The organism is Serratia oryzae (genome assembly GCF_001976145.1).
In the GTDB taxonomy this organism is placed as follows: Bacteria; Pseudomonadota; Gammaproteobacteria; order Enterobacterales; family Enterobacteriaceae; genus Chania; species Chania oryzae.
Genome location: NZ_MOXD01000014.1, coordinates 49,618 through 76,213 on the forward strand (window position 1 = coordinate 49,618; position 26,596 = coordinate 76,213).

Consider the following 26,596-nt stretch of genomic DNA (forward strand, 5'->3'; position numbering starts at 1 on the left):
GATTCACTTCTCAGTGTAATTACGGTCCAACGCCCACAAGGCGGCATATTTATTAAAGGTATATTGCGCGTTGACCACCGCTAACAGCAAGCCCTGTTTACCGTCGAGGAAACCGGCGCGTAGCAGCCAGGTTTTGCAAAACGCCCCTAGCGTGTGCGTGAGAATAGACAGAAAACCACAGTTTTTACCGGCCTGATGGCGCTGGGCAGCCCATTGTTCGGCGTAATGTAACTGTTTGCGCTGGAAAGCAAAAAAATCACGGCAGGTCAGGTGCAGCAGATCGCCTTTCAGCGGCACCACTTTGGCCCCGTTGATATTAAGAGATTCATGCACCAGGTCGTCGTTGTAACGATAGCGTTGGTTGGCATAAAGGCGATTAACCCGATCAGGGTACCAGCCGCTGTGGCGCATAAAGCGGCCGAGGAACAGGTTGCGGCGGCCAAGGCTGTATACCACGTTGTCGTCCGCTATGGTCAGCGCATGCTCTATAGATTGGCGCAGCTCCGGCGTAATGCGTTCATCGGCATCGATCATCAAAACGTAATCTTGGGTGGCATAGCTTTGCGCTTTCTGGCGCTGTTTGCCGAAACCCTGCCAGTCTGTATGGGTAAAAACTTTAGCTCCCAGGCTTTCCGCCAAAGCGACAGAACCATCCTGGCTACCGGAATCAAGCACGATGATTTCATCCGCCCAAGCCACCGATTGCAGGCAATCAGGCAGCAGTTCGGCTTCGTTTTTGGCAATCATCACCACCGACAGGCTTTTGCGGTTACTCATCTAGTGGCTCCGCGGCGGCAGGTAGGGTTCCAACAGTTGCAGCAGGCGCTGCAGCGCTCCCTGATTCTGATATAGCACTTCAACCGCGTGGCGGCCATGGTAGCGGCGATAGTCTTCATCAGTGAGTAGCGTTGTGACCTCCTTCACCAGAGAATCCACATCGGTAACGGCAATCAATCCACCGGCCTGCGAGAGCTTGGCGCAGATATCCTTGAAGTTGAAGATGTGTGGGCCCATCAGCACCGGGATCGCGTGCGCTGCCGCTTCTAACGGATTATGTCCACCGCGCTCCACCAGGCTGCCGCCGACAAAGGCCAGATCGGCAATGCCATATAGCAACATCAGTTCACCCATGGTATCGCCAACTACTACCTGCGTGCTGCTGGAAGGAATTTCGCCGCTGCTGCGCATGGTGTAGCTGAAGCCCGATTTCTGTGTCAGCTCTTTGGCGATGGCGAAGCGTTCAGGATGGCGTGGCACCAGAATCAGCAACAGGTCGGGGTGTTTTTCCAGCAGTTTGCGATGCGCTTCCAGCAGAATGGTTTCTTCCCCTTCGTGGGTGCTGGTGGCGATCCACACCGGGCGGCGCGGTGCCCACTGGCGGCGCAGCGTTACTGCACGTACTGCCAATTCTGGCGTAACTGAAATATCGAATTTCAGGCTGCCTGTCACCGTGAGTTGCGAACGTTTCAGGCCCAGTTCGATAAAACGATCACCATCTTCCTCATTTTGAGCTGCGATTAGGGTAATGCGCTGCAGGATATGGCGAATAAAACCGCTGATTTTTTTGTAACCGGCGGCTGAGCGGGCAGAAAGGCGGGCATTGGCAATCACCAGCGGGATTTGGCGCTGGTGTAGCGCATTGATCAGATTCGGCCAGAGTTCTGTTTCCATGATAATAACCAGCTTCGGATTCACCTGATCGAGAAAACGGCGCATAGAACCAGGCAGATCATAAGGCAGGTAGACATGATGCACGTCGTTACCGAAAGCAGACTGCACGCGTTCGGAACCCGTTGGCGTCATTGTGGTCACAGTAATCGGTAAGTAAGGGTAGCGGTGGCGCAATGCTCGCACGAGCGGAATGGCGGCCAGCGTTTCGCCGACAGAAACGGAATGCAGCATAATACCACCCGGCACCACTTTCCCAGCGCAGAAGCCATAGCGTTCCGCCCAGCGTTTACGGTAGGCTGGGGCTTTGCGGCTACGCAGCAGTAAGCGGAGCCAGATCAGGGGTTGGATGAGGTAGAGTAGTACCTGATATAAACGGAGCAACATTCTATCAATTTCATTTATATGGGTTACACAGAATAGTATCATAACCGCAAGGGAAAGGCGCTAATTTGGTAACCTGGGTGTCAGGTTGGGACAACAGGCGAGAGTTTCGCCGCAAGGTTTGGAATGAAGAATATTTTAATTATTCGCCGCGACAACATTGGCGACCTCGTTTGTACCACTCCATTGATTGAAGGGGTGAAAATTGCCTATCCTGAGGCAAAAGTTTATTTGTTAATCAATAAAGTCAGTCAGGATGTGGTGAAAAATAATCCAAACATTGAAAAGGTGTTTGTTTATAAAAAGGCAAAACATAAAGCGAAGAATGAAACGACGCTGGGCGTTTATTTTGAGCGCTTAATGATATTTTTGCAGCTACGAAAAATAAAGTTTGATGCGGCGATCCTGGCCAACCCTGTCCCTTGTAAATATAGCCTGCGGCTGGCAAAGATGGCTGGTGCGAAACATATTATTGGTGCTGATTTAGGTAAGCCTGAAATCACTCATGCTTTTCGTAAGGAGGATTTTCATGGCAAACATCAGGTTGAATATGCCTTCAGTTATCTTTCTGCGATTACTGATAAAACCATCCCGATTCCGCCCGTGCGCGTTTATCTCAGTGAGGATGAACGCCAGGCCGCTGCCCAGCGTCTAAACGTTCTGTTGCCAGAGAGTTCGCATATTTATGCGGTGCATTTCAGTAATCGAAGAGAAAAGAGCACGTGGCCTTTGGAGCGTTATGCCGAGATCATCCGCCGTCTGACTGCTGATCCGCAAACCTCTGTGCTGATTTTTTGGTCACCGCAGGGGGCTTTGGCACCAGATGATATCGGCGATCAGAAAAGGGCTGAGTTGCTACTGAAGCAATGCCAGAATGGGCGTGTCGCGCTCTATCCCACGACTTCGGTGCGTGAGTTGTTAGCCGCGTTTGATCTCTGCGATCTGGTATTGTGCAGTGATGGTGGCCAGATGCATTTGGCTGCCGCGCTGAATAAAAACCAAGTGGTATTTTTCGGTGAGACGAGTCAGGAAGAGTGGCATCCATGGTCAGGGAAGTACCAAATATTACAGGCGGAATCGGGAGATTGTAGTGATATTCCCATTGAAGAAGTGTGGCACAGCATTGAAGGGATGAAATAACCCCTGATGGCAGGGAGTGTCCTGCCATTTTAGTTATATCTTTAACGCCAAATACTGTTGACAAATAGGTTGCAGGCCATAGCTTAACAACTGCTGGTGATTAATCTCCGGTGGTTGGGCGTAGATCTCCACCATTTTATCTGCCAGTGATTGTTCATTTAGCTCTGCCAGTGCATGACCCATGCCATTATTTTCTAAAATTTCTTCTGGCCCGCCAGGGCAGCGGGTGCTGACTACTGGAGTATTACACAGCAATGCCTCAATCAGTACGTTGCCGAACCCCTCGCTGTCTGAACTGAGCACCAGCATCGCTGCATGTTTGATCAAGGGATAAGGGTTAGCTTGAAAACCGAGAAATAGCACGCGATCGGCAATATTGAGCTCAGATGCCAATTTCTTGATGGCATTGGTGTGCTGTTCATCGCCTGTTCCCACCAAAGCTAGCGGAGCCTGGATGCCGGAGAGCGCATAGGCTTTCAGCAGGCGATCGTGACGTTTATGCGGATGAAAACGGCCCACGTGGATCAGATATTCTTGGCCTGCCAACTGGCAGGGTTCCGCCGCCTGTTGTGCGATCGCATCAATATCGAACGGGTTGTTGATGACGGCAAGTTGCTTAGGTTGAATCAACAGGTTTTGCCGCAGGTCATTCCCCACGGCCTGCGAGACGGCAACGATATTCTGCCCCTGATAAACACGGGCAACCTTGCGCTTTTTCAGCCAGCGATCAAGACCGGTGCGGTGGCCTAAGTAGGACGTCGAGAGAATGCCGTGGATACAGAACCACAACCGCTCAGAAGAAAGTACTTTGCTCTGGCTGACGATGCGGTCAGTTTTATGCAGGTTTGAGAACACCAGATCGTAACTGCCATGCTGTTGCTCGTTGGTGGCGATCGCTTGGTCGAGCATTTTGGCACGGCGCCTAAGTTCGGTCAGCTTACGCCAGGGTTTGCGGCTGGTATCCGCCATTACCTGATAATGGATGCCTGCGGGAATCGGGTAGTTACACACGTCACGCAGTGAAATCAGGCTAACGTCATGCCCCATTTGCTGCATGCCCTGGCTCAGTGTCAGCACCACTTTTTCTGCGCCGCCGCCGGGCAAACCGTCGATAATCATCAGGATACGCATAATCAGTCCAGGAGTCGGTTGTAAAGATTAATCAATTGCTGTGAGAGATGGGCTGGCGTGGCGGGCATGATGCGCAACCTAGCCGCTTCTGCCATGCTTGAGCCCAGCACCTGTTGTGGTAAAGCATGAATGGCGTCGGTGATGGCGTTGACATCCAGCGCATCGGTGACAAAACCGTTTTTCCCCGGCGTGATAAATTCAGCACCGCCGCAGGTGGTGCTGGTGATCACCGGTAATCCGCATGACATCGCTTCCAGAATTACGTTAGGGAAAGGATCATAGAGCGTTGGCAGCAGCAGGGCATCCGCGGCCTGATAGAACGGCAACGTGTGTTTCTGCACCCCCATAAAGCGTACCCGATCGCTACAGCCCAGCGATTGCGCCAGCGCGCGGTAACGCTTCTCCGCTTTATCTTTGCCAACGACGAGTAAGTAACTTTCGGTCGGGGCGATCGCGCGGATGGCTGCCGCCAGGCCTTTACGTTCAAAGCCTGAACCGACAAAGATCAGGCAATGCGCCTGCTGGGGAAGGTGGTATTGCGTGCGCAGCTGTTGCCGTTGTTGTTCGCTGGCCGGTAAAAATGTCTGATTATCGATAGCGTTGTAGATCACCGTGACTTTGTCGGCAGGGACGCCAAAATCGTCAACGATCTCCTGCTTGATCATCTCTGCGTTACAAATCACGGCCTTCAGTTCAGGTGCGGCGTACATGGCGCGCTCAGCACACATCACATAGCGATGATAGCGATTGGAAAACAGCCACTTGCGCCGCCACTCTGGCAGCAGGCGTGCGCGTTGCAGCAGCCAGCGGCGATGCACCCCATCACCGGCGCGGTAGATATCACAGCCGGGAATGCGTTCGTGGCTTTGTACCAGATCGAAATTTTCTTTCTGCCACAATGCCCTGGCCGCTTCGGCAAAGCCGCGTTCACGGCTGATGCGCCCGAACTTCATCGGGTTACACAGGTGGATATGCCAATTCGGGTTGGTATCACCCTGCCATTCGCGGGTGATGACGTTCAGCTCTAGATCTTGTTGCTCCAGCGCCTCCAGGGCACGGGAAACGAAACGCTCTGCCCCGCCATCCGGGCGGTATTTTTGGCGAACAATCGCCAAGCGAAATGCTTTCATGCAAGCGTGCTCCGCGCGGCTGCAAGCACCGCGTCTGTAGGAATAAGGTCGAGATAACGCTCATCGGTACCGGTATTGATGGCATCAGGGTCGGGCAATGTACCGTAGTCTCCAGCCCAGATAACCTGGCCGATCGCCTGCCAGGGGCGCCAGAATACCAGTTTGGACGGCCCGAACAGCGCAACGCAAGGGGTTTGCAGCGCAGCGGCCATATGCATCGGGACGGAATCTACGCCGATAAATAATGTTGCGTGATCGATCAGCGCAGCAAGCTGGCGCAAGGTCAACTGCCCGGCCAAAGAAGCCACCCCTTGCGCTGGGCACTGTTCCAGTATCCGAGCGACCATCTGCTGTTCTTTGGCGTCTGGCCCTGAGGTGATCACCAATTGGTGCCCATCGGCCTGCAGTGCGCTGATGGTTGCCGCCATCTTTTCTTCACTCCAGCACTTGAAGAACCAGCGTGAAGTGGGTTGTACCACGATATAGGCACCGGTGATGCCTTTTTGTTGTAAAAGCTGCCGGCTGATTTGCTCGTCCTGCGGGCTATAGCTCATGGTTACCTGCTGGCTGACGGTAGGCAGACCGAGCGGTTGCAACAGCGAAAGGTTCTGTTCAACGGTATGCAGATGGGCATGGTCGGCTACTGGCACCAGATGGGTATGACAATGGCGCCATAAAAAGCCGCGGCGTTTCGGGAAGTCAAAACCCAGGCGGATACGTGCACCGGTCAGCTTAGCGAGGAGTGCGCTACGCCATTGATCGGCAAGGTTAACCACCAGGTCGTAATGTTGCGCTTTCAACTGGCGGATCAGCTTCAGTTCGTGAGCGAGATGTGCCTTGGTTCCCTGTTTTTTCCATTGGCGATCGATGACCAATATTTGTGACAGTGCCGGATTGCTGGCCAGCATATCCTGTGTTTCTTGGTATAGCAGGATATCGATCTGCGCATTGGGGTAGTTTTGCCGCAGGGTATTGATGACTGGTGTCGTTAGCAGCATATCGCCGTGATGGCGAAGTTTAATAAGCAAAATCCGTTGCACTGGCATGGCAGGCGTTAGGGCAGGCGCATCGTTCATCATCAGTCGCTTTTAGGGAAACCAATCGCTGATTCTAAATGACCCGATCGCATGTGGCTACTGTTGCTCGATTTTCTTGCCAGCCACATAAAAATAATCGGTTCTGGAGAGAAATGCGGCACGGTGTTGTCCAAACGAGGCAGTAAAGTTGTTTGCCCTTGCTAAACAGGCTGCGTAACATAATGTATTCCGTTGATATCAGGCTCGATATTTATGACCAAACCGGCGTTCCTTATCACGATTGATACCGAAGGCGATAATCTGTGGCAAAACCACGATCGTATTTCGACCGAGAACACGCGTTTTCTGCCGCGCTTTCAGGCGCTGTGCGAAAAATATGCCTTTAAGCCGGTTTATCTCACCAACTATGAAATGGCGGTGGATGCGGAATACGTTGAATTTGCTCGGGATGTGATTGCGCGCGGAACCGGTGAAGTGGGGATGCATCTGCATGCCTGGAACAGCCCGCCGCTGACGCCGCTCACTGATGATGACTGGCGCCATAAGCCCTATTTGATTGAATATCCTGCTGAGCAGATCCGTGCCAAAGTTGATCATATGACCAAGCTGCTGGAAGATGCTTTCCAGACCAAAATGCTCAGCCACCGAGCGGGGCGCTGGGCGTTTAACGAATTTTATGCCTCATTATTGCTGGAGTATGGCTATCAGGTCGATTGTTCCGTTACGCCACGTGTTAACTGGCAATACTCACCGGGTAATCCGCAGGGTAAGGGGGGCACCGATTATCGCCATTTCCCGTCGCAGGCTTATTTTATCGATCCGCAAGATATTGCCAAACCTGGTCATTCGACGTTGCTAGAAGTACCGATGAGTATTCAATATAAACATTCGGCGCTGATGAATACGCTAAAACAGGGCTATGATAGCCTGCGTGGGAAAAAACGCTCCCCGTCGGTGCACTGGCTGCGCCCTGCTGGGGGCAATGTGGAGCAAATGAAACAGGTTGTGCAGCGTTCGCTGGCCGAAGGCAATGACTACGTTGAATTTATGCTGCACTCCTCCGAGTTTATGCCCGGCGGCAGCCCGACGTTTAAAACTGAGCAGGATATTGAAGCCTTGTATCGCGATTTGGAGCAGCTTTTTAGTTGGTTGCAGCAACGCACGGTGGGAATGACGTTGGCTGAATATTATCAAAAGCAGATGAAAACTGGTTATTAACATGAAAATCAGAAAGATGAAGTATGCTCATTGGTTTTTATCTGTTTATAATTTGCTGTTTGGCAATATAAAACCGAAAAAATCGTTGAGTCCTGACTATCCATTCAAACGCATTGTAGTATATTCTACGACAGCCTTGGGGGATTTTATGTTTAATACCCCAACGATGCGGGCTTTACGCCAGCGTTACCCTGATGCCCATATTACGTTGGTTGCGGGTACCGTTAATTATGCGATGGTAAAGGATTACTCGTGTTTTGATGAGGTTATTTTCTGGAATAATAAATTCAGGGATATGATGCAGGCCGTGTGTAAAATCCGCAAGCACAAACCTGAACTGGCGGTTATTTTGCATGGCCATCTGCCTTACGATATTCTCAGTGCGGTTTTAGCGGGTTGCCAATATATCCTGAGGGATAATTATCTGACCTTGCCCAAGGAATTAGATTCCTGGGTGATCAGTTGTTCATTGAACTTTAGTGGGCATCTGATTCAGCGTAAACTGGATTTGATGCAGTTTCTTGGGGGGGATACTTCCAAGATAGAAATGGAAATCCCCTGCTCATTTGAGAGGTTGGCCAAACCCGTCGGGCGGATACGGATCGGATTTAATATGGGCGCTTCAACCCGAGAGCGTTGTTGGCCTGTGAGTTACTTCACCGAGTTGGCTAAGAGGCTTATTGATTCTCATGATGATAAGTGCGAGATCGTGATCATTGGTTCTCGTGCTGATCGCGAGCTGGCTGATACTTTACTGGCCGGTCTGAACAGTGATCAACAGCAGCGCGTGAGCAATTATGTGGGTAAAACTTCGTTGCCACAATTGATTGGCGTAATTGATTCTTTAGATGTGCTGTTGACAGGTGATACAGGTCCACTACATTTAGCCGTTGCGTTGAAAATACCGACCATCAGTCTGTTTGTTACCGCCAGCCCTAAATTTACCGGCCCTTATCAAAATAAAGAATTACATCATGTGATCGATCTCTCCTGTAGTCACCACCATGCGTTGAGCATGCATCCTGAACAGCCATTGTCGATTATTCCCGTGGATCAGGTATATGGGATATTAGAAAAAATGTGTGTTACTTCGGCAAAGAATAGTTTTGACACAGTGAAGGATTGAAATGAACATTGTGATTACAGGGTACGCTTTGAGTGGTTACGGTGGGATGGAAACCGTATGTAAAAGATTGGTTGAACTGATTGCGGTAAATAATCCTGATACTAAGGTTGATTTTGTCTTCTTCAATGAAAAAGGAGAGGTAGATGAGCAGTGGTATGCGGGATTAAACGTCCAGATGGTTGCCTCAACGGTGCGTAACACTAAGCTAAGGCGACTGCATTTTGCATTTGTCTTATCCAGTTTCCTGCGTAGAAGTAAACCGGACTTGGTTATCGCCCTAGACACCCTTTCTTGTTATATCGCCAACGTCTCTAGAAAACTGTGTCTGAGCCGATATCCTATTGCTTCTTGGTTACATTTCTCATTATATGATCTCTACAAATATACTTACATCCTCAAAGCCGACGCTCACTTGGTGATTAGCAACGGTATTAATCAGCAAGTTCGGGAGCTTGGGGTAAAAGAGAGGGATATCTATACCGTTTTTAATCCGGTGAAAAAAACTGAGGACACTATTCCAGTTAGCGTTTCACCTGCTAATTTTATTTATATTGGCCGTGTCATTTTTGAAGGGCAAAAACGGTTGAAAGACCTGCTGGATTCGCTGGTAGCCTTGCAAGGAGACTGGCGGCTGCACATAGTAGGGAGCGGTGCTGATTTGCTCCAGTGCCAGCAATATGCTGAAAAAAAAGGCCTTTCTGGTCGAGTTCTGTGGCATGGCTGGCAAGCACGGCCTTGGCTCTACGCTAAAACGAATATTGGCGATCTCAAGGCATTAGTATTGACCTCAGCGTTTGAAGGGTTACCGATGACCTTACTGGAGGCTATGGCTCACGGTGTGTATTGCGTGAGTTCAGATTGCCCAACGGGCCCTGCAGACGTTATTGATGGCATTAACGGCCATTTGTATCCGGTCAAGCAACGGGCTGAGTTGACGAAGATCTTGCAGGGCTTAGTTAATGGGGAAATCATGATTAACCAAGCACAGATCAAACAATCCATTGCTAAGTTTTACGACGATAGTTACTACTTGAATTTCAGACAGGCTCTTGACAGTATCCTGAAAAGTTACCATGGGAAATAGTATTTAGCCCGGTTCGCGGAACCCCGAACCGGGCTAAATTATCATGACTCTGGCGTTATTGGATTATTTCTTGCAAATAGTGCGATACATATCATATAGAACAGTAATGATTCTGCACTAATTAGCAAGACATCTGTTAAACCATAAACTACCATGCAGCAGCCAATCATCAGCAACGGGGTATTTCTCTGAACCAACGACTTTGTGAGGATATACCCGTAGAAAAATAGCACTGTCAGTAGGCCAACAATACCTTGTAGTGAGGCGGCCTCAAGCAGTTCGTCATGCAGGTGTGAGGTGATATAGGCCAGAGCCGTTTGATTTTTGGGATCATGAGCGACAATTTCGGCCGCTTGCTTCTGGCGAGCTTCAACGGTATTACCGAAAGGATGTTGTGAGAATATTTCTAGCCCGACACGCCATAATGAGAAACGGGAACCTAGCGATGAATCATCGTTGCCTTTCTGATACAACATGATTTCGGTGCTGGTTTGTTCGATCTTGGGCTTAATATATTTACCGTAGGAAGCGATACCCACAACCCCCACCAAGGCTATGACAATCAGTAGCGGTTTAAGATGGATTTTGCGGAAGTGGAACAACATCATCAGTAGAATAAGTAACAGATGCGAGAGTATCGCGGCGCGTGTTCCCGTCATGACTATAATCAGGAATGAGCTAATAATTATCGCCGCTACTGCAATACGATAGCCTGCATTCTGTTTTAGCTTGATTAATAGATAGATAAGCAGTATTGAAAGTGTAGAATAGATATAAGCTGCGATGGTTGCTCGGTTGGTACTGAGATCGATACGCTCAATACCATGATAAATCTGAAAGAGACCGTAGCTTGTCGCTAGTACAAAAGCCATAGTAAATGCAGCCAGTAAATATTGGCGATAGTTGAACGTAGTTAAATAATGCGAGAACTGGGTTATATAAAAAATCAACACCCCACCTACCACCAGTTTTTTACCTGCATCTAACTGTGTATCGCCATAGCCATATCCCTGCGTATGGCGATAAAGCACCAGTGTCCAGATGATTTTAACGAGCCCTATCATGATGAGAGCATAAGAAATATCCATCTTTGGTAAGCGGATATTTTTTCTTTCGATGAAAAGACCAAACATGGCAACGTAGAACGAGAAATAGAAAAGCTCACGTTGACGGGCCGTAATAATCAAAGTAAAAACAATAGATAAAATGGCCAGTATGAAACTGATGAAGTACAATCTTTGCCCTATTTTTTCCATAATAACTTTGCCGCTTTTCTCTTATAGCTGAATCTTATCGCTGGATTGATGAAAAACCCAAGACAACGAGTTTCACGTACTTTTTTACTCAAAGTATCCAACATCACGCTTTGTTTGATCCAAATTTTCTGTTTTAGTTCAATGTCTAGCCAATGGCATAATACCAAATCATGAAACTTGGGACCAAACAGTGTGTCCATTTTTTCAGTACACAAAAACAAATTATGTATTTTTTCTGCTGAGGGTGAATTCGATAGGCTTGAATTTCGCTTTATATAGAGATAATGACTCTCGCGCGAGAATACAATATGTTGGGATTGTGTGAGAATTTGTGGGAATACATAAAAATCCTCGTAGCAGGTAAACTCAGGGATCGGATTAGCTTGCAGGAGAGTGCGCTTGATAAATTGCCCAATCAAATGTGCTTGAAAATCTTTATGGACCAGGAAACGTGTAATCGCCTCATCCCGGGTCAGATATTCTGTTTGCAAACCGTGCCAGTTTTTATCTGCCTTGGTAAGATCGCGTACCTCATGCAGCTTTGTTAACAATAGGTCGGGCTTATTGTTGCCTAGAAAAGCGTTTATTTCATTCAGAGAACCGTTTTTTAGCTGGTCGTCACTGTCGAGCATAGTGATGTATTCACCATGACTGTGTGCCACGGCGAAATGACGTACTTTACCAATATTTTTGAATTCTACGCTGAAATAACGAGCTTGAGGAAGTGCTTGGGCGAAATCGGCGAGCAGTTCCCCGCTATTATCCGTTGAAGCATCATTCACCAAGAGGATCTCGCACTTCGCGATGCTTTCACCTAGCGCGTCGAGCAGGCTTTGCAGTGTGTCGCGCAGGTAGTTACCGCTATTGTGTGCAGCAATAATGATGCTGAGCAGAATATTCTGTGTGGGCATATTAGCGTATGTCCTCTAGGGTCAGGATAGGGGTTAACTCCCCCATAACCTGTTGTGCGCCGATATCAGCCATGTCGCTTCCTACTTCAGGGCGGCAGACATGCTGATTCCGCCCATACCCCCCAATCAACCCCGGGTCGGTTGGGCCGAACAGCGTAATATTCGGGCGATCCAGCGCGGCGGTCAGATGACTGAGCCCAGTATCCACCGACACCACGCCTTTTGCACCGGCCAGCACTTCGGCCACCTGCTGTAAGCTGAGTTTTGGCAGTACTTCAACATGTTCAAACCCTTCCGCCAACCGTAAAGCGCGCTGATGCTCATGCGCAGCTCCCCATGGCAGTTTGATCTTCAGCCCGGTAGCGGCGACCAACTCAATCAGTTCGCGCCAGTTTGCTTCCGGCCAGTGTTTTTCATCACGCGTGGTGGCATGCAGGAAAACCAGATATTGCCCGGCATCCGCAGGCGGCTGGCTGAGAAAGCGGGCAGCAATGGCGTAGTCACCGGTGTTTTGTGGTTTTTCATAGCCCAGGCTTTTGGCGAACAGCTCACGGATACGTTCTACCGCATGCTGCTGCTTATCTATCTGGTGACGATGATTATAGAACCAACTGGCAAATGGCTCACGGGCGCTTTTGCAGTCTGGGCCGTGCTTGCTGCCGCGGGCAATGCGGGTTACCAGCGCCGCGCTTTTCATCAAACCCTGAGCATCGATCACGATGTCATAGTTGCGTTCTTGCACCTGGCGTTTGAAATCGCAACGCTGCTGACGGGCTTCGGGGCCGAACCAGTTTTTGCGCCAGCGGCGAATGGCCACCGGAATTACGCGATCCACCGCCGGATGCCAGGTGGGGATCTGGCTGAACCCTTCTTCCACCACCCAGTCAAAACGGATGCCGGGGATGGCATGCATCGCATCGGTCAAGGCGGGCAGCGTATGAAGCACGTCCCCCATGGATGAGGTTTTGACGATCAGAACCTGCATAATTATTCCTCGCTGGCGGCAAGTAACGGCGTCAGCGCGTCTAACACCTGCTGTGGTTGAATGTCGATCAGGCTCTGGTGATAGCCCTGATCGGCATCACCCTTACGGACTTTATGATAGCCGCTGATCAGGCGGATGACTTTTGCCTTGTTGGACAGCGGCGGCGTGAAGTCTGGGCTGCTTGGGCCATACAAAGCTATCAATGGTTTGTTCAACGCTGCGGCAACGTGCATCAATCCCGAATCATTGCTGACTACTGCCTGGCAGGCAGCCAGCAGAATGACCGCCTGTTCTAACTGGGTTGCCCCGGCCAGATTGCGGCAGAAATCCCGCGCCTCTTCGGCCAGTGCGGCGCGGATCTGCTCACCGGCTTCATGATCTTTGGCCGAACCAAACAGGGCGATCTGATAGCCTTGGTCGATAAGCTGTTGTGCCAGCGCGGCGTAATGGTAGTGCGGCCAGCGTTTTGCCGGGCCAAATTCCGCCCCGGGGCAAAAACCGATAATCGGCCGGTGATCGCTGAGGTTAAAGGCGGAGGTGGTTTCGGCAATCTCTTCGTCACTCACCTGCAGTTGCGGCCACAGCAGCGGCTGTGGTAAGTCTGCGGCCCGCTGCACCTGCTGTTTGTCATAGGCCAGTGCAACATAGCGTTGCACCATCAGCGGGAAGGCGGCTTTATCCAACACACGGATGTCGTTGAGCAGGCAATAGCGCATTTCCCCGCGCCAGCCGGTGCGCTGCGGCACGTTGGCGAAGAATGGCACCAGGGCAGATTTAAATGAATTGGGCAACACGTAGGCGCGATCATACCCTTTGGCGCGCAGGCTGTGCCCCAAACGGCGGCGCTCGCCCAGCCCTAATTTACCGTGGCCCAGCGGCATCGCCAGCGCCTGGTTGACTTCCGGCATACGCGCCAGCAATGGGCGGCACCAGGCGGGTGCCATCACATCGATGTCCGCTGACGGATATTCGGCCTTCAGGGTGCGGTAGAGACTTTGCGACATCATCATATCGCCAACCCACGAAGGGCCGATCACCAGTATTTTCATACCCTTTACAGGTTCCTTCCGCTTAAGCGGTGCGATTCAACCAGGCCATATATTCTTTGACGCCTTCGGCGACCGTTTTAAACGGCGCACTGTAACCCGCCGCACGCAGTTTGGTCTGATCGGCCTGGGTATATGCCTGGTAGCGGCCTTTCAGTTTTTCAGGGAATTCAATGTATTCCACCGCACCGGTCTGGTGGTATTCCACCACCGCATCGGCCACCGCCTGGAAGGTTTCTGCCCGGCCGGTGCCACAGTTGAAGATGCCGGATACGCCGTTCTGCCAGAACCACAGGTTGACCGCCGCAACGTCACCCACATAGATGAAGTCACGCTTGAAGTTTTCACTGCCAGAGAACAGTTTTGGGTTCTCACCACGCTTAATCTGGTTGTTCAGATGGAACGCTACGCTGGCCATGCTGCCTTTGTGGCCTTCGCGCGGGCCATAAACGTTGAAGTAACGGAAACCACACACCTGTGACTCTGCCTGTGGCAGGATTTCACGCACGTATTGGTCGAACAGGAATTTGGAATAGCCGTAAACGTTCAGCGGCTGCTCGTACTGGCGCTCTTCGATGAAGTTATCGGTCCGCCCGCCGTAGGTGGCGGCAGAAGAGGCGTACAGGAACGGGATTTGACGATCCAGGCAGAAGTGCAGGATATCTTTGGAGTATTGATAGTTATTATCCATCATGTACTTGCCGTCCCACTCGGTAGTGGACGAACAGGCACCTTCGTGGAAAATGGCGTCGATATCACCCAGATCGTCACCGGCCATGATGCTGGCGATGAAATCTTCTTTGTCCATATAGTCGGCAATATCCAGATCCACCAGATTGACAAATTTGGTGCCGTCTTTCAGGTTATCCACCACCAGGATGTCGCGATATCCGGTGTCATTCAGTGCCTTTATGATATTGCTGCCGATCATGCCGGCACCGCCAGTGACGATAATCATTGGGTTCACCCCTGTATTCTGCCCGGTGACGCACAATGCCCCACCCTATATGCTGCCTATAATAGCATTTCATGCCATTGGGAACAGCGGAACGGCTCTTAATATCCTGCTCGATGGGCCTATGCCATAATGTGCCGTGATATCTGCTGCACTTTTCATATTCTCTACTGCTCATTGTCGTCAGTTTGCTGGCAAATCAGTAAAATATGTTGAAAACGACCCTATTCTGGAGATTACCGAATGTCCACGTCCTTTTATCAGCAACTGGAACAGCAGCTTGCGACTACCCGTGCCGAAGGGCTGTTTAAAGAAGAGCGCATTATCACTTCTGCGCAACAGGCTGATATCGCCGTCGCTGATGGCCGCCATGTGATCAATTTCTGCGCCAACAACTATCTGGGATTGGCAAACCACCCGGCCCTGATTGCCGCCGCCAAGGCGGGCATGGACAGCCATGGCTTCGGCATGGCATCGGTGCGCTTTATCTGCGGCACGCAGGACAGCCATAAACAGCTGGAGCAGAAGCTGGCGGGTTTTCTGGGCATGGAAGATGCGATTCTCTACTCTTCCTGCTTCGATGCCAACGGTGGCCTGTTTGAAACCCTGCTCGGCCCGGAGGATGCCATTATCTCCGATGCGCTGAATCACGCCTCGATTATTGACGGTGTGCGCCTGTGCAAAGCCAAGCGTTATCGCTATGCCAACAATGATATGAACGAACTGGCTGCGCAACTCAAGCAAGCCAAGGCCGATGGCGCTCGCCATATCATGATTGCCACCGATGGCGTGTTCTCGATGGACGGCGTGATTGCCAACCTGAAAGGCGTGTGCGATCTGGCTGATGAATATAATGCGTTGGTGATGGTGGACGACTCTCACGCGGTGGGTTTTGTCGGTGCCAATGGGCGTGGAACGCACGAATACTGCGAGGTCATGGGCCGCGTCGATATTATCACCGGCACGCTGGGTAAGGCGCTCGGTGGGGCTTCCGGCGGCTATACCGCGGCGAAGAAAGAGGTGGTGGAGTGGCTGCGCCAGCGTTCGCGCCCGTATCTGTTCTCCAACTCACTGGCTCCGGCGATCGTCGCTGCATCGATCAAGGTGCTGGAACTGCTGGAAGAGGGGGATGCGCTGCGCGATCGCCTGTGGGCCAACGCACGCCTGTTCCGTGAAAAAATGACAGCGGCAGGTTTTACGCTTGCCGGTGCCGATCACGCCATCATCCCGGTGATGTTGGGCGAAGCAAAATTGGCACAAGATTTCGCCAACGCCTTGCTCAAGGAAGGCATTTATGTAACGGGTTTCTTCTATCCGGTGGTGCCGAAAGGCCAGGCACGTATTCGCACCCAGATGTCTGCCGATCATTCACCGGAACAGATTGAGCGTGCCGTTGCTGCGTTTATTCGTATCGGTAAAGAACTTGGCGTTATTGCATAAGGTAATCCCATGAAAGCATTGTCAAAATTGAAAGCGGAAGAAGGCATTTGGCTGACCGATGTGCCTGAGCCTGAACTGGGCCACAACGATGTGATGATCAAAATCCGCAAAACCGCCATCTGCGGCACCGATATGCACATCTACAACTGGGATGACTGGTCGCAGAAAACCATTCCGGTACCGATGGTGGTTGGCCACGAATACGTCGGTGAAGTGGTGGCGATCGGCCAGGAAGTCAAAGGCTTCAGCATTGGCGATCGCGTGTCCGGCGAAGGGCATATCACCTGTGGGCATTGCCGCAACTGCCGCGCTGGCCGCACGCATCTGTGCCGCAACACCATTGGCGTAGGGGTGAATCGCCCTGGGGCATTCGCGGAATATCTGGTGATCCCGGCCTTTAACGCGTTCAAAATCCCCGACAATATTTCCGATGAATTGGCCTCGATCTTCGATCCGTTTGGTAATGCGGTGCACACCGCGCTGTCTTTCGATCTGGTGGGTGAAGACGTGCTGGTTTCCGGCGCTGGCCCGATCGGTATTATGGCCGCCGCCGTGTGCAAACACGTGGGTGCACGCCATGTGGTGATCACTGACGTAAATGAATATCGCCTGGATCTGGCACGCAAGATGGGCGTGACGCGTGCGGTTAACGTCAGCAAAGAAAACCTGAATGACGTGATGGCCGAATTGGGGATGACCGAAGGGTTCGACGTGGGGCTGGAGATGTCCGGTGCGCCGCCTGCCTTCCGCACGCTGCTTAATGCCATGAATCACGGTGGCCGTATCGCGATGCTGGGAATTCCGCCGTCGGATATGTCCATCGACTGGAATCAGGTGATCTTCAAAGGGCTGTTTATCAAAGGGATTTATGGCCGCGAGATGTTCGAAACCTGGTACAAAATGGCGGCATTGATCCAGTCTGGCCTGGATCTGACGCCGATGATCACCCACCGTTTCTCGATCGATGACTTCCAGCAGGGCTTTGACGCCATGCGTTCGGGCCAGTCTGGGAAAGTGGTATTGAGCTGGGACTAATGTAATAGGCGGAGCTGGTGCTTCGCCTATTAACCTTACGGCTTAGATTGCTCTGAACCCAACCAATACTGCCAATGATGTTTGAGCAACAGCACCACCGGTGACTGCGCCACGCTCTCCCCGATCACCATCAGCACTCGGCTGGCATCCACTTTCTCTTTCGGCAGTTTAACCTTGCATTGCTTGATGGCACCGGTAAACGGATTCTTCGGCTGAGTGGTGTGTGGCTTCGGCGGTGGAACATAGCTGCCAGCGCTTTGCTGCGGTTCATTCAGCAGAGCGCTGGGTCTGACCAGTACGATATCGCCCGGTAACGTGGCCAGCATCTGTTGCAGCACCTTCACCGTTGCCGGGCGCGGGTGGCCGATGGCAATGGCGGAACCGCTGCGGCGCGCCAAATCAACCGCACGGTTGAACTGGCGGCGGATATCGTCCGGGTTGGCGGTATCGTCAAGAAACACTTTACGTTTGATGACCTTGACGTGGGTGCCGGCTGCCGCGTGCGTCGCCTGGCTGTTACCGATGGTCATGCTGTCGAGAAAATAGAGCTGATAGCCGTCAAGCGCCTGCATCACCCGCTGCATACCGGGCAGGCTGGAGGTCATCGCGCTGCCCATATGGTTGTTCATGCCCACGGCATAGGGTACGTTATTCACCGCATTACGGATGAGGCGCTGAATTTCTTCACTGCTCATCGAGGGTTGCAGCGTATTGGGTTCCAACGATTGCTTGCTGAGCGGGGCCATCGGCATATGGATCAGCACTTCACGCCCCTGGCCGTGGGCTTTGGTTGCCATCATCCGCGCGTGCGGGGCGTTGGGCAGCACGGCGACGGAGACGGCTGTCGGCATTTGCAGCACGGCATTTTCTTCGTGCGGGCGATAGCCGACATCATCAATCACGATGGACAGCTTCCCGGCCTGTGCGAAACAGGCCAGCAACAGGAAGCCCAGCAGGGCGGCAGTACGCAATTTGGAATAGTGCACTCTATCTTCCCAACCACGGCAGTGGGTTAACGGCCTGACCCTGGCGGCGGATTTCGAAATAGAGCGATGGTGTTCCCTGGCCACCGCTGGTGCCGACGAGGGCGATAGGCTGGCCAGCGCGCACCTGCGCCCCGACGCTGACCAATGCACTCTGGTTGTAGCCATACAGGCTCATGTCGCCCTTACCGTGCTCGATCACCACTACCAGGCCATAGCCTTGCAGCCAGTCGGCCAGCAGAACGCGGCCATCGGCGATGGCTTTTACTTCACTGCCTTCTGCTGCCGAGATCACCATCCCTTTCCAGCGTAATTCACCTTGCAGCGGTTCGCCAAAGCGATGTTCGGTGTGGCCACGTACTGGCCAGATGGCCTGCCCTTCAGGGCGGCCCAAGCCGCCGGTGCGCGCCATCAATGAACGTTCGCCTTCACTTGGCTGATAGCGGGTACCGGTTTTCTTCGCCTGCTGCTCTTTAGCACGCACCTGTTCACGCACTTTGGCGGCTTCCCGGGCTTCGCGTTCTGCACGCGCACGGGCTTCGCGCTCGGCGCGGGCGATCTGGTCACGCAGGCGGGTTTCGTTCTGGCGCAGCTCTACCAGGCGCTGCTGATCTTTTTCCAGCGAGGCTTCCAGCGCCGTTAGGGTTTTCTTGCGTGCGCTACGCGCCTGTTCCAGCTTCTGCTGCTGGGTTTGCTGTTCGTCGAGTAACGATTTCTGTTGGCCCTGTTTGGTTACCAGCGTGCCTTTCTGCTTGGCCAGCTGTGCGCGGGTTTGTTTCAGCTGTTCAATCGACTGCTGGCGCGCTTCATTCAGATAGCTGAAATAGGCCAGAATACGTTCGCTGCGCTGGCTCTCTTCACCGCTGAGGATCAGTTGCAACGCGCTGTGCTGTCCTTGCCGGAACGCGGCGTCGAGCTGTTTGGCGAGCATTTCCTGCTGAGTAGACTGTTGTTTCTGCAGCTTGGCGATCGAGGTGTTCAGGCCAGAAATATCTTTGCTCAGTTCGGTGAGCGTACTTTGGGTATCTCGCAGCGAGCGGCTGGCCTGTGCGATGGTTTTTTCCTGCAGTTTGAGTTGCTCTTGCAATGAGCTGCGCTGTTGTTGCTGTTGTTTAACCGCTTTTTCTTTTTCGGCGATGCTCTGTTGCAGGTCTTTGAGCTGGGATTTGTTGTCTTCTGCCGCGTTGCTGGCTAGCGGCAATAGTAATGCGCCAGCGAAAAGCACGCTGGCGCAAACGGTGGTCAACTTCCGTAACGCAGAGCGTTCAGGCAGCGATTGGCTGCCTGAGTTTGCGCCTCGGATGACCAGTGCAAAATTCGCCTTCTCCCTCATGGAGAAGGATTATTCCACGATGAACAGCGGCTTACCAGTCATCTCTTGCGGGATCTCCATTCCCATCAGGGCCAGCATGGTTGGCGCGATGTCGGAAAGTTTGCCACCTTCAACCGCTTTGGCCGGTTTGCCGACGTAGATCAGCGGCACTGGCAGGCTGGTGTGTGCCGTGTGCGCCTGGCCGGTAGCCGGATCGCGCATTTGCTCAGCGTTGCCGTGGTCTGCGGTGATCAGCAACTGGCCGCCAACGGTTTTCACCGCATCAACCACCTGCGCGATGCAGTGGTCCAGCGTTTCGACCGCTTTGACTGCTGCTTCATAAACGCCGGTATGGCCGACCATATCGCCGTTCGGGTAGTTACAGATAATGGCGTCGTACTTGCCGCTGTGGATGGCGGTCAGTAGCTTTTCGGTCAGTTCTGCGGAACTCATTTCCGGTTGCAGATCGTAAGTTGCCACTTTTGGTGAGTTGATCAGCATACGTTCTTCGCCTTTGAACGGCTCTTCGACGCCGCCGTTATAGAAGAAGGTAACGTGGGCGTATTTTTCAGTTTCTGAAATGCGCAACTGGGTTTTGTCGTGCTTCATCAGCCACTCGCCGAAGGTGTTCGCCAGCGAAGCCGGTGGGTAGGCGCAGGCGGTCTGGATGTCGGCGGCGTATTCGGTCAGCATCACGAAATCACCGAATTTCACCACTTTGGCCCGTGGGAAACCGTCGAAATCGGCATTGACAAAGGCGCGGGTGATCTGGCGCGCGCGGTCGGCACGGAAGTTCATGAAGATCAGCGCGTCGCCGTCGTTCATCTCAACAGTGGCTTCGCCTGCTGCCTGGATCACGGTTGGCTTCACGAATTCATCGTTTTCATCGCGGGCATAGGCGGCTTGCAACGCGGCAACGGCGTTATCGGCGGTATATTCGCCTTTGGCCTGAGTCAGCAGATCGTAAGCCAGCTGCACGCGATCCCAACGGTTGTCGCGGTCCATGGCGTAGTAGCGGCCAACGATAGAGGCAATGCGCCCGGCACCCAGCTTGGCGAACTCATCACTGAAACGTTTCAGTGTGTCTTCAGCACTGCGCGGCGGAGTATCGCGGCCATCCAGGAACGCATGCAGGTAAACGGCTTTGGCTCCGCGCTGTGCGGCGAGTTTGATCATCGCCAGAATATGGTCTTCGTGGCTGTGTACGCCGCCTGGAGACATCAGGCCCATGATATGTACCGCTTTGCCCGCTTGCACTGCTTTGTCTACGGCGGCGGTCAAGGTGGCGTTGGTGAAGAAGTCACCGTCTTTGATTTCTTTGTCCAGACGGGTCAGATCCTGATACACGATGCGGCCAGCACCCAGGTTGACGTGGCCGACTTCCGAGTTGCCCATCTGGCCATCAGGCAGGCCGACATCCAGGCCGGAGGCGGCAATCAGGGTGTGCGGCTGTTGCTGCCACAGGCGATCCATGACCGGCGTTTTGGCATTCAGGATCGCGTTGTCCTGTTGTTCTTCCCGGTGGCCATAACCGTCCAGGATCACCAGAACCATGGGCTTTTTCGTACTCGACATTGCTGTAACCTCGTTATGATCGCTTAAGTTGTGAATAGCCATCAACCCATTGGAGTGATGGCTATTCACCCTCCAGAACCGAATGATTTTACAACAAAGCCGGGCAAAAAGAGCCTAGAAAGATCAAAGTTGCCCTCAACAAAGGTGACTTTTCTCGCGTGATTGCGCTAATTTCCCGGTGCAGACCGCAGTTTCTGCATTCGCGTTTGCTTATTGGCTGTATTTGCCGCATTCGGCAGGTATACTCTGAAACCTTGACTTATTTTCCCTTAACTGACGGGAGTTGTTACACCCCATGCTGCAAGAAATTATGCAATTTGTTAGCAGGCATCCCATACTAAGTCTGGCTTGGGTTGCATTGCTGGCTGCCGTGATCGTGATGACCTTCAAGAGCCGTTTCTCCAAGGTGAAAGAGATCTCCCGTGGCGAAGCGATTCGCTTAATCAATAAAGAAGATGCTGTTGTGGTGGATACCCGCAGCCGGGATGATTTCCGTAAGGGTCACATTGCCAACGCCATCAATCTGACGGCGAGTGAGATTAAAAATGGTAGCCTCGGCGAGTTGGAAAAGCATAAAGCCCAGCCGGTTATTGTGGCTTGTGCTAACGGCACCACGTCGCGCGATCCGGCAGAAAACCTGAGTAAAGCCGGTTTTGTCAGCGTTTACACTCTGAAAGACGGCATTGCGGGCTGGAGCGGTGAAAATCTGCCATTGGCTCGCGGCAAGTAATTTGTTCACGTAGTGGTAGTTTAAGGTGGTTTTTCCATGGCTAACATCGAGATTTACACCAAAGCAACCTGCCCGTTCTGCCATCGCGCCAAAGCGTTGCTGAACAGTAAGGGGGCGGCGTTTAACGAGATCGCTATTGATGGTGATAACGTGAAACGCGAAGAGATGATTGCGCGCAGTGGGCGGACCACCGTGCCTCAGATTTTCATCGGCGGCCAGCACGTGGGTGGCTGCGATGATTTACATGCACTCGATGCTCGCGGTGGCCTGGTTCCGCTGCTTTAAGCGGACAATAACCAACGTGTTGCGCGGCAACGTGCAGTATGAAGGGTATAGCGGTTACCGAGCATCAATAAGGATATTTAACTAAGGGTAATACACATGTCAGAACAAAACACCACCGAGATGGCTTTCCAGATCCAACGTATCTACACCAAGGATATCTCTTTCGAAGCGCCAAACGCTCCGCAAGTATTCCAGCAGGAATGGCAGCCAGAAGTTAAACTTGATCTGGATACCGCTTCTAGCAAATTGGCTGATGGCGTGTATGAAGTTGTGCTGCGCGTAACCGTCACCGCGTCTCTGGGTGAAGAAACGGCGTTCCTGTGTGAAGTTCAGCAGGCAGGTATCTTCTCCGTAGCCGGTATCGAAGGGACGCAGCTGGCGCATTGCTTGGGTGCATACTGCCCGAACATCCTGTTCCCGTATGCGCGCGAGTGTATCACCGGCCTGGTTTCCCGCGGCACGTTCCCGCAACTGAATCTGGCACCGGTCAACTTTGACGCGCTGTTTATGAGCTATCTGCAACAGCAACAGCAACAGCAACAGCAGCAGGCGGAAGCGGAAGGTGCCGCATCACATCAGGATGCCTGATGAACACCGTCAATGCTTCAATGACTGTTATCGGTGCCGGCTCGTACGGCACCGCATTAGCGATTACGCTGGCGCGTAACGGCCATCCGGTCATATTGTGGGGGCATATCCCCGAAAAAATTCAGATTATGCAGCGCGATCGCTGCAATCAGGCATTCCTTCCCGGCGTTGCTTTCCCTGATACCTTGCTGCTCGAAGCCGATCTGGCCCGAGCGTTAGCGGCCAGCCGCGATGTGCTGGTGGTGGTGCCGAGCCATGTCTTTGGTGACGTGTTGCGCCAGTTGAAGCCGCATTTGCGCCCCGATGCCCGCGTTGTATGGGCGACCAAAGGCCTGGAGGCAGAAACCGGGCGCTTGTTGCAGGACGTGGCACGCGAAGAGCTGGGCGATAACATTCCGCTGGCGGTGATCTCTGGGCCGACCTTTGCCAAAGAGCTGGCCGCCGGGCTGCCGACGGCGATCGCACTGGCAGCCACCGACGAGCAGTTTGCTGAGGATTTGCAGCAGTTGCTGCACTGTGGCAAGAGTTTCCGCGTGTACAGTAACCCGGATTTTATCGGGGTGCAGTTGGGGGGCGCGGTGAAAAACGTCATCGCCATCGGTGCAGGAATGTCCGACGGTATTGGTTTTGGTGCCAACGCACGCACCGCGTTAATCACCCGTGGGTTGGCAGAAATGAGCCGCCTGGGTTCCGCGTTGGGTGCCGATCCGTCCACATTTATGGGCATGGCCGGGTTGGGGGATTTGGTGTTAACCTGCACGGATAATCAATCGCGCAACCGGCGTTTCGGTATTATGCTGGGGCAAGGTATGGGCGTGAAGGAAGCACAGGACAGCATTGGTCAAGTGGTAGAAGGTTACCGTAACACCAAAGAGGTCTTGGCGCTGGCGCAACGCCATGGCGTGGAAATGCCGATTACCGAGCAGATTTACCAGGTGTTGTACTGTGATAAAAATGCCCGCGAGGCCGCATTGAGCCTGCTTGGGCGCACTAGAAAAGACGAAAAACACAGCGCGTGACCTAAGGAAGGGTTCAGGACCCGAGATAGAGTGTCTTGTGCCTCAGGATTCGATTGAGCCATCTTGCCTGCCCCTGGCAAGATGGCTAGAGAGGAAAGCCATGTCAGCAGAAGAGTTAGAGCAGGTCTGGAGCAATATAAAATCAGAAGCGAGAGCACTGGCTGATTGTGAACCGATGCTGGCTAGCTTTTTTCACGCGACGTTGCTGAAGCATGAGAATCTGGGCAGTGCGCTCAGCTACATCTTGGCCAACAAGCTGGCCAACCCGATCATGCCAGCGATTGCCGTGCGTGAGGTGGTGGAGGACGCTTACCGCTCTGATTCACACATGATTGTTGCCGCAGCCCGCGATATTCTGGCGGTGCGGCTGCGTGACCCGGCGGTGGATAAATACTCTACGCCACTGCTGTATCTCAAAGGTTTTCACGCTTTGCAGGCTTACCGTATTGCACACTGGCTATGGATGCAGGGGCGCCAGGCTTTGGCGATTTACCTGCAGAATCAGATCTCTGTTGCCTTTAGCGTGGATATCCATCCGGCAGCCACCATCGGCTGTGGCATCATGCTCGATCATGCAACCGGCATTGTGATCGGTGAGACCGCCGTGGTGGAGAATAACGTCTCCATCCTGCAATCGGTAACCCTCGGCGGTACTGGCAAAACCAGCGGCGATCGCCACCCGAAAATCCGTGAAGGCGTGATGATCGGCGCAGGTGCTAAAATTCTCGGCAATATTGAAGTGGGCAAAGGGGCGAAAATCGGTGCCGGTTCGGTGGTGCTTCAGCCCGTGCCCGCGCATACCACCGCGGCGGGGGTGCCTGCGCGCATCGTCGGGCGGCCTGAAAGTGATACGCCATCAATGGATATGAATCAGTATTTCAACGGTGTGAATCACGGGTTTGAGTACGGCGACGGGATTTGACCCGTCGCCTTATCGTTACTCCAAATAGAACACTTCACGCAGCGCCGAGCTGACCGGGCTGTGATCCGGGTTGCTTGGCATCACGTCACCCATAAAGCGCCACCAGCGCTGGCAGGCGTCAGTATTAGCTACAGCGTTCCAGCGCTCCTCCGACTCGATCTCCACATAGCCAAACAGCAGGTTGCGTGCTTCGTCCAGAAAAATAGCGTAGTGGTGTGCCCCGTGATCTTTCAGCACCTGTGCCAGCTCTGGCCAGATCGGGTTATGACGCTGTTGATATTCCGCGTGAGCATCTGGGTTAACCTGCATCACAAAGGCTTTACGGATCATAGAATTTCCTCCGAATTACAATGCGGTTAAATACAACTCACGCACCTGTTCGCGATCGGCCGGGCGTGGATTGCAGGGGGCACAGGGGTCGGCTAACGCCTTATCCAGCCAATTTTCAATATCGGCCTCTTTGATACCGAGTGCCGAGAAACCGCTTGGGATCCCCACGCGCAGCGACAGCGCGCGAATAGCGGCGATCGCCTGATGGCTGGCCTGTTCTTCATCCATTCCCTGGGTATCCGCGCCCAAAGCCTGCGCGATGCGTGCAAAACGCGCCACGGCATTGGGGCGGTTAAATGCCTCAATCACCGGTAGCAGAATGGCATTGCATACGCCGTGTGGCAGATTGTGAGTGGCACCGGGCTGATGGGCCAGCGCATGCACCAGGCCAAGCCCGGCACTGTTGAACGCCATACCAGCCAGATATTGGCCATACGCCATCATTTCCCGCGCTTGTAGGTTTTTGCCGTCGTCCACCGCCGCGGGTAGCCAAGTGCCGATCAGGCGGATCGCTTCCAGGGCCGAGTGATCGGTCAGCGGATGCGCCCCTACGGAAACATAGGCTTCTATTGCGTGAGTCAGCGCATCCATGCCGGTAGCGGCGGTCACGCTGGCAGGAATATTCAACATCACTGCCGGGTCGTCTACGGCAATATCCGGGATGATATTGGTGTCGATAATCACTTCTTTGACGTGGCGTTGGCTGTCGATGATCACCGCATTGCTGGTCATCTCGGCTGCGGTGCCAGCAGTGGTGTTGATGGCGACCAGCGGCGCACCTGCGTGTTTGACCTTGCCTACGCCGCAATAGGCGGTGGAAGGACCAGGGTTGCCGGTCAGGATTTTGATCGCTTTGGCGGTGTCGATCGGGCTGCCACCACCGAAAGCAATCAGGTAGTCACACTGGTGTTGCTTGAACGCTTGCCAACCCTTCTGCACCAGTTCTTCGGTCGGATTGGGGAATACTTCACTGAACATCGCGTAGGGCAGTGCCCGTTGGTGCAGGGCACTGAACAGCCCAGCCAGCAGACCAAGCTCAACTAACTGACCATCGGTGACGATCAGCGCTTTCCCCCACTGTTTTTGCGCCAGCAGCTTAACCATGTCTTCAATGGCGCCACAGCCGTGCAAACTGATTTTCGGTAATGCCAGCATGAAACTCATATGTATTACTCCTGAGGTGAGAAGGCATTGTGATGCGCCCATATTCCCTTCATCTTCCAAGCTCCAGCGTTGTTGGCTGCGTACATGTCCCCCAGTCACTTAGTTAGCTAAGCTCCTGGGGCTCCATATTCTTGCCGCCTAG

26 protein-coding genes are annotated in these 26,596 nt (G+C 52.9%); 11 read left to right on the top strand and 15 right to left on the bottom strand.

What is annotated here, in order from left to right:
* Positions 1-3: 3 nt before the first annotated feature.
* Positions 4-777, bottom strand: a complete 774-nt coding sequence (locus BMI79_RS20215; protein WP_076943952.1) for a glycosyltransferase family 2 protein — start codon at positions 775-777, stop codon at positions 4-6.
* Entirely contained in the window at positions 778-2,055 is a 1,278-nt protein-coding gene (gene waaA / locus BMI79_RS20220; RefSeq protein WP_076943953.1) for a lipid IV(A) 3-deoxy-D-manno-octulosonic acid transferase, read from the bottom strand.
* Between the two features lie 123 nt (positions 2,056-2,178).
* On the opposite strand from waaA, the gene BMI79_RS20225 reads away from it, so the two are divergent.
* Positions 2,179-3,192 carry a glycosyltransferase family 9 protein gene (locus tag BMI79_RS20225; RefSeq protein ID WP_076943954.1) on the top strand — a complete coding sequence of 338 codons (1,014 nt, stop codon included), beginning with the start codon at positions 2,179-2,181 and terminating at the stop codon, positions 3,190-3,192.
* 33 nt (positions 3,193-3,225) lie between these two features.
* On the opposite strand, the gene BMI79_RS20230 is transcribed toward BMI79_RS20225, so the two are convergent.
* The 3 genes from BMI79_RS20230 to rfaQ are packed head-to-tail and all read right to left on the bottom strand — an operon-like array spanning position 3,226 to position 6,532.
* Positions 3,226-4,323, bottom strand: coding sequence for a glycosyltransferase (locus BMI79_RS20230; RefSeq protein ID WP_076943955.1), 1,098 nt, complete (start codon positions 4,321-4,323; stop codon positions 3,226-3,228).
* A 2-nt stretch (positions 4,324-4,325) separates the two neighbouring features.
* Positions 4,326-5,453 carry a glycosyltransferase family 4 protein gene (locus BMI79_RS20235; RefSeq protein ID WP_076943956.1) on the bottom strand — a complete coding sequence of 376 codons (1,128 nt, stop codon included), beginning with the start codon at positions 5,451-5,453 and terminating at the stop codon, positions 4,326-4,328.
* Entirely contained in the window at positions 5,450-6,532 is a 1,083-nt protein-coding gene (gene rfaQ, locus BMI79_RS20240) for a putative lipopolysaccharide heptosyltransferase III (protein ID WP_076943957.1), read from the bottom strand. The genes BMI79_RS20235 and rfaQ overlap by 4 nt, the downstream gene beginning before the upstream one ends.
* 210 nt (positions 6,533-6,742) lie before the next feature.
* Here rfaQ and BMI79_RS20245 point away from each other — a divergent pair, with 210 nt between their 5' ends.
* Genes BMI79_RS20245 through BMI79_RS20255 form a run of 3 tightly spaced genes read left to right on the top strand, consistent with a single transcriptional unit; the run spans position 6,743 to position 9,918 of the window.
* Positions 6,743-7,708 (top strand): polysaccharide deacetylase family protein, encoded by a 966-nt coding sequence (locus BMI79_RS20245; protein WP_076943958.1) that lies wholly within the window; start codon positions 6,743-6,745, stop codon positions 7,706-7,708.
* Between the two features lies 1 nt (position 7,709).
* The gene (locus tag BMI79_RS20250; RefSeq protein ID WP_076943959.1) at positions 7,710-8,834 is read left to right on the top strand and encodes a glycosyltransferase family 9 protein; all 1,125 of its coding nucleotides are present in this window, start codon (positions 7,710-7,712) and stop codon (positions 8,832-8,834) included.
* A gap of 1 nt (position 8,835) precedes the next feature.
* Entirely contained in the window at positions 8,836-9,918 is a 1,083-nt protein-coding gene (locus BMI79_RS20255) for a glycosyltransferase (RefSeq protein WP_076943960.1), read from the top strand.
* 41 nt (positions 9,919-9,959) lie between these two features.
* Here the strand turns inward: BMI79_RS20255 and BMI79_RS20260 are convergent, their stop codons facing one another.
* From BMI79_RS20260 to rfaD, 5 genes are read right to left on the bottom strand one after another with little or no spacing between them, the layout of a single operon-like run.
* Positions 9,960-11,174: an O-antigen ligase family protein gene (locus tag BMI79_RS20260; RefSeq protein ID WP_076943961.1), complete on the bottom strand. Its 1,215-nt coding sequence runs from the start codon at positions 11,172-11,174 to the stop codon at positions 9,960-9,962.
* Positions 11,162-12,085 carry a glycosyltransferase family 2 protein gene (locus tag BMI79_RS20265; protein ID WP_076943962.1) on the bottom strand — a complete coding sequence of 308 codons (924 nt, stop codon included), beginning with the start codon at positions 12,083-12,085 and terminating at the stop codon, positions 11,162-11,164. Before BMI79_RS20265 ends, BMI79_RS20260 begins: the two co-directional genes overlap by 13 nt.
* Before the next feature lies 1 nt (position 12,086).
* Positions 12,087-13,070, bottom strand: a complete 984-nt coding sequence (gene rfaC / locus BMI79_RS20270; RefSeq protein ID WP_076943963.1) for a lipopolysaccharide heptosyltransferase RfaC — start codon at positions 13,068-13,070, stop codon at positions 12,087-12,089.
* Between the two features lie 2 nt (positions 13,071-13,072).
* Positions 13,073-14,119 carry an ADP-heptose--LPS heptosyltransferase RfaF gene (gene rfaF / locus BMI79_RS20275; RefSeq protein ID WP_076943964.1) on the bottom strand — a complete coding sequence of 349 codons (1,047 nt, stop codon included), beginning with the start codon at positions 14,117-14,119 and terminating at the stop codon, positions 13,073-13,075.
* A gap of 22 nt (positions 14,120-14,141) precedes the next feature.
* The gene (rfaD, locus tag BMI79_RS20280) at positions 14,142-15,074 is read right to left on the bottom strand and encodes an ADP-glyceromanno-heptose 6-epimerase (protein ID WP_076943965.1); all 933 of its coding nucleotides are present in this window, start codon (positions 15,072-15,074) and stop codon (positions 14,142-14,144) included.
* 240 nt (positions 15,075-15,314) lie between these two features.
* Between rfaD and kbl the strand changes: the two genes are divergently transcribed.
* Together kbl and tdh are read left to right on the top strand one after the other, a co-directional pair.
* On the top strand, positions 15,315-16,511 hold the full coding sequence (gene kbl / locus BMI79_RS20285) for a glycine C-acetyltransferase (RefSeq protein ID WP_076943966.1): 1,197 nt from the start codon (positions 15,315-15,317) through the stop codon (positions 16,509-16,511).
* Between the two features lie 9 nt (positions 16,512-16,520).
* Positions 16,521-17,546, top strand: a complete 1,026-nt coding sequence (gene tdh / locus BMI79_RS20290) for an L-threonine 3-dehydrogenase (RefSeq protein WP_076943967.1) — start codon at positions 16,521-16,523, stop codon at positions 17,544-17,546.
* Positions 17,547-17,581: 35 nt separating this feature from the next.
* On the opposite strand, the gene BMI79_RS20295 is transcribed toward tdh, so the two are convergent.
* From BMI79_RS20295 to gpmM, 3 genes are read right to left on the bottom strand one after another with little or no spacing between them, the layout of a single operon-like run.
* Entirely contained in the window at positions 17,582-18,532 is a 951-nt protein-coding gene (locus tag BMI79_RS20295) for a divergent polysaccharide deacetylase family protein (protein WP_076943968.1), read from the bottom strand.
* Position 18,533: 1 nt separating this feature from the next.
* A complete protein-coding gene (gene envC / locus BMI79_RS20300; RefSeq protein ID WP_076943969.1) occupies positions 18,534-19,862 on the bottom strand; it encodes a murein hydrolase activator EnvC in 1,329 nt (442 codons plus the stop codon).
* A 9-nt stretch (positions 19,863-19,871) separates the two neighbouring features.
* On the bottom strand, positions 19,872-21,416 hold the full coding sequence (gene gpmM, locus BMI79_RS20305; RefSeq protein ID WP_076944026.1) for a 2,3-bisphosphoglycerate-independent phosphoglycerate mutase: 1,545 nt from the start codon (positions 21,414-21,416) through the stop codon (positions 19,872-19,874).
* Positions 21,417-21,711: 295 nt separating this feature from the next.
* Here gpmM and BMI79_RS20310 point away from each other — a divergent pair, with 295 nt between their 5' ends.
* The 5 genes from BMI79_RS20310 to cysE all read left to right on the top strand — a co-directional run bounded on the left by BMI79_RS20310 (position 21,712) and on the right by cysE (position 24,960).
* Positions 21,712-22,146, top strand: coding sequence for a rhodanese-like domain-containing protein (locus BMI79_RS20310; protein ID WP_076943970.1), 435 nt, complete (start codon positions 21,712-21,714; stop codon positions 22,144-22,146).
* 36 nt (positions 22,147-22,182) lie between these two features.
* Positions 22,183-22,431 (top strand): glutaredoxin 3, encoded by a 249-nt coding sequence (gene grxC / locus BMI79_RS20315; protein ID WP_076943971.1) that lies wholly within the window; start codon positions 22,183-22,185, stop codon positions 22,429-22,431.
* Between the two features lie 96 nt (positions 22,432-22,527).
* Complete coding sequence (secB, locus tag BMI79_RS20320) at positions 22,528-23,019, top strand: protein-export chaperone SecB (RefSeq protein ID WP_076943972.1); 492 nt, start codon at positions 22,528-22,530, stop codon at positions 23,017-23,019.
* The gene (gpsA, locus tag BMI79_RS20325; protein ID WP_076943973.1) at positions 23,019-24,038 is read left to right on the top strand and encodes an NAD(P)H-dependent glycerol-3-phosphate dehydrogenase; all 1,020 of its coding nucleotides are present in this window, start codon (positions 23,019-23,021) and stop codon (positions 24,036-24,038) included. The genes secB and gpsA overlap by 1 nt, the downstream gene beginning before the upstream one ends.
* Before the next feature lie 100 nt (positions 24,039-24,138).
* On the top strand, positions 24,139-24,960 hold the full coding sequence (cysE, locus tag BMI79_RS20330; protein WP_076943974.1) for a serine O-acetyltransferase: 822 nt from the start codon (positions 24,139-24,141) through the stop codon (positions 24,958-24,960).
* 15 nt (positions 24,961-24,975) lie between these two features.
* On the opposite strand, the gene rhaM is transcribed toward cysE, so the two are convergent.
* Positions 24,976-25,290, bottom strand: coding sequence for an L-rhamnose mutarotase (rhaM, locus tag BMI79_RS20335; protein WP_076943975.1), 315 nt, complete (start codon positions 25,288-25,290; stop codon positions 24,976-24,978).
* A gap of 15 nt (positions 25,291-25,305) precedes the next feature.
* Positions 25,306-26,454: a lactaldehyde reductase gene (gene fucO / locus BMI79_RS20340; protein WP_076943976.1), complete on the bottom strand. Its 1,149-nt coding sequence runs from the start codon at positions 26,452-26,454 to the stop codon at positions 25,306-25,308.
* Between the last annotated feature and the right edge of the window lie 142 nt (positions 26,455-26,596).